Below are 12,540 nucleotides of genomic sequence, written 5' to 3' on the forward strand. Positions count from 1 at the left end.
AGCCCACCAGGGCGACCACGACCGCCGGAACTCTCTCTTATCCGGTGGACCCGCCTAATGGGGCAGGTCACTTTGATGCGGCCAGCGGACAAGATGACAAAGGGTGGCTTTCAAAAAGCCCGTGCAATCCCTCTAACGTCAGCTCTGTCGGCGCTATCCGTCGATGGACTGATAAGTGATCCTCACGCCGGAAACTGCTTCGTTCTGCATGAACAGTCGAGATTTTGCAGCATATCGGATGAGCAAGTGATCTGACGAAAGCCACTGCATTTCTGCCCATGGACCGCCCCAGTCGCCTACGCGTGTCGTACCCTGATTGTTGTCGGAGCGAAATGCGTTACCGCCTTCAGAAATCTTACCTTCTGGGTTCAAGATCGAGATTTGTGTCGAGAACCCTGTTGTCGCTCCGCAATCACGTTGAAACAGGGTCGCGGTGTGGCGGCCGTCAGGCGATAGGCTGTGTGAAGCTATATCATTGTGGCAGGCATCTGAGCATCCAGCGCAGGCCAGTAGAGCGGTGAGCGATAGCGACCCCTTCATTGGGTCTCACGGTAACGCAAGCTCGATCTCCGTCAACAGCAGGTTTCGGCGAGCGCATTTCGCGCTCTGAACGTCAGCTCTGTCGGCGATCTACCAGAAGCCGAAGTTCTGCAAGGGGCCGAGAGCTTCATCAGACATGTACGCATCCATCTTTTAGTGTTTTGGCTGGTGATGGCAGAGCCCGCAGGATTCCCGGCCATACGTGCCGATGATGGGCGCAATACATAGCTCGAGCATGCCCGTCATATTGTTGCGCTATACGAGACAATGTTGCGTAATGTGTTGATGAAATATCTTGGCAGTGATACGTCTGCCGCAATGTCCGTGAAGTGTTCCGCGCAGGTAAGACGCGGAGGCGGCCGGGCAACGAGGATGGGAGCTATGCGGAGGGGGTTATGAAGACCAGGAATCGTGTGCTTTTCGGCGGTTGCGCATTTGCCGTGCTTGCTCATGCGTCAATTGCAGTGGCTGATCAGGCCGTGGCGGCTGCGGCCGATGCTCCGGCGTCGCCTGCTGAAGTGTCCGATGCGGAAATTATCGTTACCGGCTCGCGTATCGCGTCCACGGGATTTACCGCGCCGACGCCGACGACCGTTATCGGCGAAGAGTTGATCGAAGCGCGCGGCATCACCAATGTCATCGATGCCATAAACGAGGTTCCGGCATTCCGGCCGAGCCAGACACCGGCCGCAGCGGCGCGGGGCGGCACGTCGAGCGGCGGCAGTTTCGTCGATCTTCGCGGTCTCAGCGCGGTTGGCGGCGCGCCGACCGCGCGCACGCTGGTGCTTGTCGATGGCCGGCGGTTCGTGCCGTCGAACCAGATCGGTCAGGTCGACCTCAACCTCATTCCCACGAGCCTCATCCGGCGGACGGAAGTGGTGACGGGTGGCGCGTCGGCGGCGTGGGGTTCGGATGCGGTTGCGGGTGTCGTCAACCTGCTGCTGAAGGACAAGCTCGAGGGTTTCGAAGGGTCGATCGCCTACGGCCAGTCCGATGAAAGCGACTACAAGGAATATTCGCTGAGTCTGGCGGCGGGTACCGGTTTTGCCGGCGGACGCGGCCATATCATCGCGGGCATCGATTACGTGGACAACAAGGGTGTCCCGGATGCATTCAACTCGCGCGACTGGGGCAGGGAGGCTTATGGCAACCTTGCGCTCTCCGCGCGCCCGGCAGGAACGCCGTCGCGAAACATTCTTCCGGATGTGCGCATCTCGGATCGCATGGCGCCGGGCGGCGTGATCGTAGGTGGCCCGCTCGACAACATCGAGTTCCTGCCCGACGGGATCACGCGCACATTTACGCCGGGAACGCTTGTTGGCGGTAACCAGATGCTGGGCGGCGGGGCGAACAACAGCAACGACGGCATCTATTTCGCTGCCGGTTCCAACCTCGTGAACCCGATTGAGCGCTATGCGGCGTTCGCGCGCCTCACCTACGAAGCGTTCGACGGCGTCGAGTTCTTCGTCGAGGGATCGCGAGCCGAATCGAAGTTCTCGGGCTATTCCGCGAGCCACCGCGACGATGCGAACCTCACCATTCGGGTCGACAATGCCTTCCTTCCAGAAAGCGTTCGTACGCAGATGCAAACGCTCGGTCTGCAGTCGATCACGGTTGGGCGCATTGCCTACGACGACAATTTCGGTTTCTACAAGCTGAAGACCGACCAGGAGGTCGATCGCATCGCGCTCGGCGCCAAGGGCAAGCTGTCTGAACGCTGGTCGTGGGACGCCTACTATCAGTGGGGTCGCAGCAATTACGTGCAGCGCAACGAAGGCACCGATATGTCGAATTATCGGGCCGCTATCGATGCCGTTTTCGATGGCACTGGAAATACCGTTTGCCGTTCCGGAGCGACGGGCAGCCCGGATGCGGGCTGCGTACCCTTCAACATTTTCGGCCAGAACTCCCCTTCGGATCAGGCTGTGGATTATGTTCGAAAGATCATGATCAACGATGTGACGACGAAGCAGCAGGTGGCGGCTGTCAATGTTGCCGGTGATGCGTTCGATCTCTGGGCCGGTCCGGTGTCCGTGGCATTCGGTGCCGAGTACCGCGAAGAAAAGGTGCACAGCACCGTCGACGCGGATTCGCAGGCGCGCCGCTTCGATTATGGAAACTATCAGGCGATCAGCGGCAAGTACGATACGAAGGAGCTGTACTTCGAAACGGTCGTGCCGCTGGCGCGTGATGCGGCGTTCGCGAAATCGCTCGAACTGAACGGCGCGATCCGGCTTACAGATTATTCCACCAGCGGCACGGTCACGACATGGAAGATCGGTGCCAGCTACGAGCCGTTTTCCGACCTCAGGTTCCGTGCGACGCAATCCCGCGACATCCGCGCGCCGAACCTCAACGAACTGTTCGCAGGCGCGGTCGTCGGGCGTGGCCTCGTCGTCGACCCCGTCCTGGGCACGAGCTATCAGGTCAATTCGATCGTCAGCGGCAACCTTGATCTCGATCCCGAGAGGGCGGACACGTTCACCGGGGGCGTGATTTATCAGCCGGAATGGTTGCCGGGGTTCCGTGCATCGGTGGATTACTACAACATCAAGATCAAGGACGTGATCACGCAGCTCACCGCGCAGAACATCGTCGATCAATGCGAGGACGGCGACCTTGATCTGTGCGCGCTCATCATCCGGAATACCGGCGGAACGATCACCGAGGTGCGCGGGCAATCGCTCAACTTCAATTCGCTGAAGACGGAAGGCGTCGATGTCGAGCTGTCCTATGCATTGCCGGAGGATACCCTGATCCCTGGCAGCATCACGCTGCGGGCGCTCGGTACCTATGTCGACAGACTGGTGCTCACTGGCGTCACCGGCCCGATCGATCGCGTGCGTCAGCTCGTCCCGAAATGGACGTGGAATGCGTCGATCAACTATTCGAACGGCCGATTTGGTGCGATGGCGCAGCTCCGCTACCTCGGATCGACGCTGTTCGACTCCACCCTGGTCGGCCCGGACGATCCCGATTACGATCCCGCGAGTTCGGACAGCATCAATCTCAATCGCCGCTCGCCCGTCGCCTACCTCAATCTTTCGGCGCAGTACGACATCGTGCAGGATGGGGACCGATCGTTGCAGCTGTTCGGGGTCGTCAACAATGTCTTCGACAAGGATCCGCCGCCGATGGGTGGTTACAACCCGGTCGGCGGCGTGCTCTACGATCTCATCGGGCGGGCCTATCGTGTCGGCCTGCGGTTCAAGTTCTAGTGCAGTAGAGGAGATTGTCGGTGATGGACGATGATACAGGGGCTGGCTCCGTCGGCAGGCGCCGTTTCCTCCGGGGTGCGGCGTTGACTGCGGCGGGCCTGGCTTCGGCGCCCGCCTTCGCGCAGCAGGCCGCGGACCATTCGGCGTACAACCCCGCCCATGGCGCGCCCGGCCACGATCATGCGAAGATGATGGCGGAGGGCGGACGCCGGCCGATGATGGGCGTGTTCGGGGCCGGCGGGCGCGGCCCGGGCCGCCCGGTGATCGCGATGCTCATCCACCCTGCGATGGTGATGCAGGATTTCATCGGTCCGCTCACCGTGTTCAACCTCATGCATTCCGAAATTCACCTCGTGTGGAAAGACCTGAATCCGGTCTCGACAGAGGTCGGCATTCCGGTGACGCCGAGCACGCTGTTCGCCGATTGTCCGAAGGATCTCGATGTCCTGTTCGTGCCGGGGGGCCTCAACGGGTCGATGATGGTGATGCAGGATGCCGAAGTGCTCGCGTTCCTCGCCGATCGCGGCAAGACGGCGCGCTATATTACCAGCGATTGTACGGGCGCGCTCGTGTTGGGCGCGGCCGGACTTCTGCAAGGCTACAAGGCAACCGGGCATTGGCAGATTCGGGATCAGCTCGCGCTGATGGGTGCGACACCGGTTCACGCACGCGTCGTCGTCGATCGCAACCGCGTGACCGGCGGTGGCGTGACGGCGGGGATCGATTTCGGCCTGACGCTCGCGGCGATCCTGAAAGGCGAGGATGAAGCGAAGCGCGTCCAGCTCACGATCGAATATGCGCCCGCGCCGCCGTTCGACGCGGGAACGCCGGAAACGGCGCCCAAAGCGATCTACGACCGGATCATGACGTCTCGTGGCCCGACGATTCAAAAGGCTGCGGATCTCGCCGCTGCGGCGGGAAAACGGCTCAAGGTTTGAATAAATGGAGCGAGCTGGGTGATTTCGGAATTACGCAGCCTGCTCTCTTTGTCGGCGCTTCGTCTTTAGCGCAAAGCCGATTCCCGCTTTTGTGCAAGACTGCCTAGCGAACCGCCGGAAAGCGGATCGAGGAACCGAGCTGGCGTGAACAGGTTTCCGCGCACGCCAGCAGCGCCGCGACAAGGTCGGCGGGCGGCGCCGCGTCGGCGATTTCGTGGCTCGGCAGCATGACGGTCACGCTTGCGATGAGCGCCATGTCCCGGTCGAAAACGGGTGCGGCGATGGCGGCATAGCCGTGGCTGAACTTGTTCGCGTCCCATGAATGATAGCGGCGCTGGATCGCCGAGACCTCGTCTTCGAATGCGGCCTCGTTCTCCAGCCGGAAGCCGGGCTCGCGGCGGCGCAGATGTTCGATGAGCGCCTTGCGCGTTTCGCGGGGCTGGAACGCGTAGCAGACACGGGCCGTGGGCGAATGCGGCAGGGCGAGCAGCAGGCCGGTTTGAACATCGATGCGAAAGGCGCTGGGCGCCGGGAGACATTGAATGACGATCGCATCGCCGCCGGCAGCGGCACACAGCAGAACGGTCCGTCCGCTGCGTTCGTTGAACGCGCGAAGCGGCTCGGCCAGAATCTGTGCGAGCGCCATGCGGCTGGAAGCGATCTGTCCCCAACGGATCGTGCGCCAGCCGAGCCGGAAGCCGCGGCCCGAACTGCCGCGCGCGACCAGGCCGAGCGATTCGAGATTGGTCATGTGCCGCGAAACCCGCGATTTCGTCATGCCGAGCAGATCGGCAATGGCTTGCACGCCGAGCGGCTCCTCGCGTTCGGCGAGCAGGTCGACGATCGCGGCGGCGGTTGCGACGGTTTCGATGCTGGCGGGCGCAGACAAGGGCGCGCGGCGGCGAGGATCACGTTCCGACATGCGCGCACCATACGATGAAGTTTCGTATAACGCAACTTATCATTCAATTTGTTGCGATATACGTGAGAATTTGACCATTTCTTCGCTCATGAAAAAGAACAGGGAGATCATCGGGTGAGAGCCGGTCAGAACGAGCGCTTGACGCGCGTTGGGGCGGGTACGCCGATGGGCGAATTGCTGCGCCGCTACTGGCATCCGATCGCGGCGACGGCGGAGCTTGATGATCGGCCGGTGAAGCGGGTCCGCCTGCTTTGCGAGGATCTCGTTCTGTTTAAGGCGGCGAGCGGCGCCTATGGCCTCGTCGCCCGCAACTGTCCGCATCGCGGCGCCGACATGGCGCACGGCATCATCGAGCACGATGGGCTTCGGTGCAGCTATCACGGCTGGTGTTTCGCCGCGTCCGGTCAATGCCTCGAACAGCCGTTCGAGGATGTCGCGAATCCCCGCGCACGCTTCCGCGACAAGATCCGCATCACCGCTTACCCCGTGGAAGAGAAGGCGGGTATGCTGTGGGCGTATCTCGGCCCGCAGCCCGCCCCGCTGGTGCCGAACTGGGAGCCGTTCACATGGGAGAACGGTTTCCGGCAGGTCGTGTTCGCCGACGTTCCGTGCAACTGGCTCCAGTGTCAGGAAAACAGCCTCGATCCCGTGCATTTCGAATGGATGCACCGCAACTGGTCGTCGCGGCTTTTCGGCAACGGCGCCTATGGTCCGACGCACCTTGAGCTGAAGTTCGACGAGTTCGAATTCGGCCATATCTACCGCCGCGTGCGCGAGGATACGGACAAGGACAACCAGCACTGGACCGTCGGCGCGACGGCGCTGTGGCCCCATGCGTTCTTCCTCGGTGACCACATCGAGTGGCGCGTGCCGGTGGACGACGAGAACACGCTCAGCATCACGTGGATGTTCCACCGCGTGCCGAAGGATCGCGAGCCTTACGTCCAGAAGCGCGTGCCCTACTGGACGGGTCCGGTGAAGGACGAGAACGGCGAATGGATCGTCAGCCACGTGCTCAACCAGGATATCGTGGCCTGGGTCGGGCAGGGCACGATCGCCGACCGCACCAGGGAGCATCTCGGGCAGAGCGATCGCGGCATCGCGATGATGCGGCGCGCGTATGAGGACAGCATCAAGGCGGTCGAGGAAGGGCGCGACCCAAAGGGAGTCATCCGCGATCCCGAATTCAATCGCTGCGTCGAATTGCCGATCAAGCATAGGGAATTGTTCACGACATCCATGTCGCTCGAGGAAAGCCGGGCTCTGGGCGACTCGCTCGCCTACCGCCTCAACCGGCCGGACTATCAGCACCAGATCGGGCAGCCGGATACCGTGAAGCGCGAATATCAGGAGGCGATGGGCATGATCCCGGAAGGTGCCGACCTGATCTGAATCGAAGACCAATAAAAACAGGACTGCCGCGCTGCGGCGAGGAGAGGAGCGACCATGAAACTCGGGACGATCAGGTATCAGGAAAGGCCCACGGTGATCGCGCGCGTGGCGGACGACAAGGCCGTCGCGCTTGAATACCGCTGGATGGAAGATCTCATCGAGGCGGGAAATGCCGGGCTCGATGCCGCTGCAGCTGCGATCGAGGCGGCGATCGCGGGCAAGTTTCCGATCATTGATCTTGCGGATGCGGACTGGATGGCGCCCAATCCGCGCCCGTCCAAGATTCTCGGCTGCGCGGTCAACAACAACAATCTGAACCAGTATGCCGTGCGCCCGATGACGGCGCCGATGTTCTTCACGAAGGGACGCTCGGCGCTCACCGGGCACAACAAGACCATCGATATCCTGAAGGATCACGGCCAGTCGATCCCCGAGCCGGAGCCTGTCGTGGTGTTCGGCAAGACGGCGAAGAACGTGCCGCCCGAAAAGGTCATGGATCATGTCTTCGGCTACACGCTCACCAACGACGTGACGGCGAGCGGCGTCAAGTTCTCGCAGGATTCGATCGCGCTCAAGCAGCGGCCCGAGGTCATCAAGCCGCATCATCTGGCGTGGCGCCCGAAGTTCGAGGGCGAGGACACCTATCTGCTGTTCATCTATCACAGCAAGTCGAAGGGCGCGGACACGTTCGCTTCGATGGGGCCGTGGCTGACGACGAAGGACGAGATTCCCGATCCCAACGCCCTGCGCGTGCGCGGTTATATCGACGGCGAATGCTACGCGGACGACAGCACGGCGAATTATTTCTTTCCGGTCGAGCGCGTTCTTTCCGAAGCGACCAAGTGGTTCACGATGGAGCCGGGCGACTGCATCCACACCGGCACGGCGTCGAAGGGCACGGAGAAGCATCCGCGCGGCAACATCGGAACCTATCTTCACCTCTACGACGGCAAGCTGACCGACGTCGAGGTCGAAGGTCTCGGCCGCCTCTCCAACCGCATCAACCTGGAGAAATAGCCGCCATGCCCGTCATCGACGTTCACACCCACATGCTGAGCGCGTCATGGGTGGAGGAACTCCGCCGCCACGGCGCCCCCAAATACGATGTCCGCCCGACGAAGGCCGGGCAGGAATCGGTGTTCCTCCGCGGCGCGCCGTTCGTCACGCTGACCCCCGAGATGTTCGATTACGACCTGCGCGTGAAGAACATGGACAAGGCGCGCGTCGATGTCGCCATCGTCTCGCTGACCTGCCCGAGCGCCTATTGGGGCGGGCCGGAGGTGAGCGCGGCGACGGCGGCGGCGATGAACGATCTGATGGCATATCAGCAGGGCCGCTACCCGGATCGTATCCGCTGGTTCGCGACGCTGCCGTGGCAATATGCCGACCGCGCGGTCGCGGAACTGGACCGCGCGGTGAAGGCGGGCGCAGCGGGCGTGTTCGTAACCGCGAATATCGATGAGAAGAACCTCACCGATCCGGCGTTCGCGCTGGTGTGGGAAGCGATCGATCGCCATGCGCTGCCGGTGCTCGTCCACCCCACGGCGCCGCAGGGTGCGGATGCGATGGGCATGGACGAATACGGTCTGGTGCCGCCCGTCGGCTTCATGTTCGATACGACGCTCGCGATCTCGCGCATGATCTTCGACGGCTTCTTCGATCGCTACCAGAAGCTCGGTATCATCGCGGGGCACGGCGGCGCCGCGCTGCCCTATCTCGCCGGGCGGCTCGATCGCTGTCACGAACGCATTCCGGCATGCGCCGAAAAGATCAGCGCACGGCCGTCCAGCTACCTGAAGCGCATCTACTACGACACGGTGGTCTATGAAAAAGGCGCGCTCGATCTCTGCATCGAAGTCGCGGGCGGGCCGGAGCGGGTGATGTACGGTTCGGATTATCCGCACAACATCGGCGACATGGAAGGCTGCCTCGCGCGCGTCGACGCGCTCGGCGGCGATGCCGCGCGCATGGTGCGGAGCGGCGCGGCGGAAAGGCTGTTCCGGCTATGAGCACGCCCGTGCTGATCGTGGATGGAAAGCCGCTGCAAACGGCCGCGACATTCCCCGTCATCAATCCTGCGACCGGCCGCGCCTTCACAGCGTGTCAGCTCGCGAGCCTCGACGATCTGGAAACCGCCGTGGCGGCCGCCCGGCGGGCGTTTCCCGGCTGGTCAGCGACCCCGGTCGATATGCGCGCGGCGGCGCTCGCCGCCATTGCCGACGCGGTGGAGGCAGAGAAGGAGGCGCTCGGTCGCCTCCTTTCCTCCGAGCAGGGCAAGCCCGCGCGCACGGCGGCGATGGGCGAGATGAACGCCGCGATCATGTGGACACGCGCGACCGCGAAGCTGCGGCCTGCGATGGAAACGATCCGCGACGATGAGAGCGGCACGGTGCAGGTGCACCGCCTGCCGCTTGGCGTCGTCGGTTCAATCACGCCATGGAATCACCCCGTGCTGATCGCCGTATGGCACATCATGCCCGCGCTGCTCGCGGGGAACACGGTTGTCATCAAGCCGTCGTCCTACACGCCGCTCAGCACGCTGCGCCTTGTCGAGATCGCAAGCGCGCATCTGCCCCCGGGCGTGTTGAACGTCGTGACGGGCGAGGGTGACATGGGTCGCGCGATCTGCGCACGTCCGGGCATAGACAAGATCGTCTTCACCGGCTCGACGCCCACAGGCCGCAGCATCATGGCGAGCGGCGCGGCGAACCTCAAACGCCTCACGCTCGAACTCGGCGGCAACGATGCCGCCATCGTGCTTCCCGACGCGGATGTCGATGCCATCGCGCAGAAGATCTTCCTGAAGGCGTTCAACAACAGCGGCCAGACCTGCGCCGCGCTGAAGCGGCTTTACGTGCACGAAAGCCTTCACGATGCGCTCGCCGAACGTCTCGCAGACCTCGCGCGTGCGTCCGTGATGGGGCCGGGCGACGATGCGGCGAGCGAATACGGCCCCATCCAGAACAAGGCGCAGTTCGATTTCGTCTGCAGCCTCGCCGAAGATGCGATTGCGAACGGCGGACGCTTCCTCGCGGGCGGCGCGCCGCTCGACCGCGACGGCTATTTCTTCCCGCTCTCGATCCTCGTCGATGTAACCGACGGGATACGCGTCGTGGACGAGGAGCAGTTCGGCCCGATCCTGCCCATCATCCGCTATACGGACGCGGAGGATGCGCTCGCCCGCGCCAATGCAGGGGAAAACGGTCTCGGCGGGTCGGTATGGTCGTCGGATATCGCGGCGGCGACGGCGCTGGCGCGGCGTCTCGTCTGCGGAAACGTCTGGGTGAACGATCACTCGGTCATATCACCGGACGCACCGTTCGGCGGCGCCAAGCAGTCCGGCATCGGCACCGAGTTCGGCCTGCACGGGCTTGATGAATACATGCAGCTCCAGACGGTACGTGTTCCCCGTTAATCGGGCCGCGCGTCGATCGTGTTGCGAAGGATGCCGATGCCTTCGACCTCGAGTTCGATGACATCGCCGGGTTCGAGATAGCGCCCTGTCTCGAACCCGCAACCGTTTCCGGCGGTGCCCGATCCGAAGATATCGCCCGGATACAGCGTCTCGTCGCGCGATACGAAGGCGATGCAATCCGCGAAGCTGTGGCGCATGCCCGATGATTGTGCCCGCCCCTGCACCGCGCCGTTGATGCGCGATTCCATCGAGAGATCGGAAACGTCGGGGAGTTCGTCGCGCGTCACGATCCATGGCCCCATGGCATTGCCGGTATCGAAGTCCTTGCCCTTCGATGGCCCCATGCGGAATTGCTGGTCGCGAACCTGCTCGTCGCGCGCGCTGAAATCGTTGTAGATCGTGTAGCCGAAGATGCAGTCGCCCGCGTCTTCGCGCGCGACATTCACGCATGTCCTGCCGATCACCGCCGCGAATTCGAGCTCGTAATCCAGCGTCGTCGTGAAGCGCGGCCAGCGGATCGTCGCATCGTGCCCGGAGCAGGTCATGCGATTGCCCTTGAAGTAGAAGGGACGCTGATACCAGATCGGCGGCAGGTCATAGGCGCCGCTCGCCTTGAAGCGCGCATAGGCCGCCTCCGGGTCCGCCTCGCCGTGTGCGCGCGTTCTCATGCTGGTTTCCAGCGCCTGCAGGCAGTGCAGCTCGAAATTGGCGAAATCGCGGATCGAATTGGGAACGGGGAGCGGCGGCAGGAAGCGCACGCTTTCCGGTGTATGGGCATGATCGCCGCGCCAGCGTGCCGCTAGCGCGCGCGCTGTATCGAGGCCTGCGTCGCCCGCTTCGATCAGCGTCTGCATCGAGGTGAAAAATATGCGTTCGTCCGGGTTCGCGGCGGCAGCGAGGTCGAGCAGCACATCGCCCACAAGAGCGCCGATGCTGACCCGACCGCCGGCTTCGAATGTCACGAGTTTCATCGTAAACGCATCCGTTGTTGTATCGTAAATCGTAATATTGTAACGAATAACGTAACAAAGTGGCAGGTCAAGCGAGGAGTGATTGTGGCGAAAATCGTGCTGGGAATCGGATGCGCGCACACGCCGCAACTGCACACGCTCGCGCGCGACTGGGACCTGCGCGGCGATCGCGATCGTCAGGACGGTGTGCCGCTGTGGTTCCGGGGGCGAAAACTCTCCTACGCGGAACTGGAGCGTGAGCGTGCCGCCGAAAATCTCGGCCGGTATCTCGATATGGCGACGCGCGAGGAATCGCTCCGCCGAAGCTTCGCGGCGATGGACGCGCTTCACGCATCCTTCGTCGCGGCGGCGCCCGATGTCGTTGTGATCGTCGGCAACGACCAGAAGGAAATCTTCTCCGACATGATCCCGGCCTTCGCCGTGATCGCGGCGGACAGCATCGTCAACGTGCCCAGAACATCCGAACAGAACGCGCGCCTCCCGATCGGTATCGAGATTTCCGATCACGGCCATCTGCCGAACGATCGGACGATTTATCCCGGCCACCGCGCGCTCGGCCTCCACCTTGCGTCGCATCTCGTCCGCGATGGTGGCTTCGATGTCACGCTCTGCCATGAAAAACCCACGGTGCAGGATGATCGCTCGCTGCTCTTCGGAATGCCGCACGCTTACGGTTTTCTCTACAAGAACGTGATGCGCGATCATGTCGTGCCGCACGTCCCCGTCGACGTGAATTGCTGGTACTACGAGAACAGCCCCACGGCGGCGCGCTGTCACGATTTTGGCACCGCGCTCGCCGATGCCATCGCCGCGTGGAACGTCGATGCGAGGGTGGCGGTCCTCACGACGGGCGGCCTCACCCATTTCGTCGTGGATGAAGCCTGGGACCGCATGTTCCTCGAAGCGATGCGCACGCGCGACGCGAAAACCCTGCGGGCCTTGCCCCAGAATGAACTCATGGCGGGCACGTCCGAGTGCAAGAGCTGGATCGCGGCGTCGGCCGCGATGGATCGGGCGGGGTTGTCGATGACGGTGGTCGATTATCAGAAGCTGTACCGCACGGAAGGGGGCACGGGCTCGTCATGCGCGTTCACGCGCTGGCTGCCGGCGGCGTGATCGAGGCGGATCGGGAACGGGCTTCTCG

The 12,540-nt window shown here is 62.9% G+C and carries 9 protein-coding genes; 7 read left to right on the forward strand and 2 right to left on the reverse strand.

Annotation, left to right across the window (positions count from 1 at the left end; all coding sequences use genetic code 11):
* Positions 1-1,004 precede the first annotated feature (1,004 nt).
* Both ACFQ00_RS15550 and ACFQ00_RS15555 read left to right on the forward strand, forming a co-directional pair.
* Complete coding sequence (locus ACFQ00_RS15550) at positions 1,005-3,758, forward strand: TonB-dependent receptor plug domain-containing protein (protein ID WP_381492790.1); 2,754 nt, start codon at positions 1,005-1,007, stop codon at positions 3,756-3,758.
* A gap of 23 nt (positions 3,759-3,781) precedes the next feature.
* Positions 3,782-4,696, forward strand: a complete 915-nt coding sequence (locus ACFQ00_RS15555) for a DJ-1/PfpI family protein (protein ID WP_381492793.1) — start codon at positions 3,782-3,784, stop codon at positions 4,694-4,696.
* A gap of 103 nt (positions 4,697-4,799) precedes the next feature.
* On the opposite strand, the gene ACFQ00_RS15560 is transcribed toward ACFQ00_RS15555, so the two are convergent.
* The gene (locus ACFQ00_RS15560) at positions 4,800-5,618 is read right to left on the reverse strand and encodes an IclR family transcriptional regulator (RefSeq protein WP_381492796.1); all 819 of its coding nucleotides are present in this window, start codon (positions 5,616-5,618) and stop codon (positions 4,800-4,802) included.
* Between the two features lie 138 nt (positions 5,619-5,756).
* On the opposite strand from ACFQ00_RS15560, the gene ACFQ00_RS15565 reads away from it, so the two are divergent.
* From ACFQ00_RS15565 to ACFQ00_RS15580, 4 genes are read left to right on the forward strand one after another with little or no spacing between them, the layout of a single operon-like run.
* A complete protein-coding gene (locus ACFQ00_RS15565) occupies positions 5,757-7,010 on the forward strand; it encodes a Rieske 2Fe-2S domain-containing protein (protein WP_381492799.1) in 1,254 nt (417 codons plus the stop codon).
* A gap of 54 nt (positions 7,011-7,064) precedes the next feature.
* Positions 7,065-8,027: a fumarylacetoacetate hydrolase family protein gene (locus tag ACFQ00_RS15570; RefSeq protein ID WP_381492802.1), complete on the forward strand. Its 963-nt coding sequence runs from the start codon at positions 7,065-7,067 to the stop codon at positions 8,025-8,027.
* Positions 8,028-8,032: 5 nt separating this feature from the next.
* Positions 8,033-9,019 carry an amidohydrolase family protein gene (locus tag ACFQ00_RS15575; protein ID WP_381492805.1) on the forward strand — a complete coding sequence of 329 codons (987 nt, stop codon included), beginning with the start codon at positions 8,033-8,035 and terminating at the stop codon, positions 9,017-9,019.
* On the forward strand, positions 9,016-10,425 hold the full coding sequence (locus ACFQ00_RS15580) for an aldehyde dehydrogenase family protein (RefSeq protein WP_381492807.1): 1,410 nt from the start codon (positions 9,016-9,018) through the stop codon (positions 10,423-10,425). Before ACFQ00_RS15575 ends, ACFQ00_RS15580 begins: the two co-directional genes overlap by 4 nt.
* On the opposite strand, the gene ACFQ00_RS15585 is transcribed toward ACFQ00_RS15580, so the two are convergent.
* Positions 10,422-11,396, reverse strand: a complete 975-nt coding sequence (locus ACFQ00_RS15585) for a fumarylacetoacetate hydrolase family protein (RefSeq protein ID WP_381492810.1) — start codon at positions 11,394-11,396, stop codon at positions 10,422-10,424. The two genes, ACFQ00_RS15580 and ACFQ00_RS15585, sit on opposite strands and share 4 nt — an antisense overlap.
* A 96-nt stretch (positions 11,397-11,492) precedes the next feature.
* On the opposite strand from ACFQ00_RS15585, the gene ACFQ00_RS15590 reads away from it, so the two are divergent.
* Entirely contained in the window at positions 11,493-12,512 is a 1,020-nt protein-coding gene (locus tag ACFQ00_RS15590; RefSeq protein WP_381492813.1) for a DODA-type extradiol aromatic ring-opening family dioxygenase, read from the forward strand.
* The last annotated feature ends 28 nt before the right edge of the window (positions 12,513-12,540 follow it).

The organism is Sphingosinicella xenopeptidilytica (assembly GCF_042676985.1).
Classification (GTDB): Bacteria; Pseudomonadota; Alphaproteobacteria; order Sphingomonadales; family Sphingomonadaceae; genus Sphingosinicella; species Sphingosinicella xenopeptidilytica.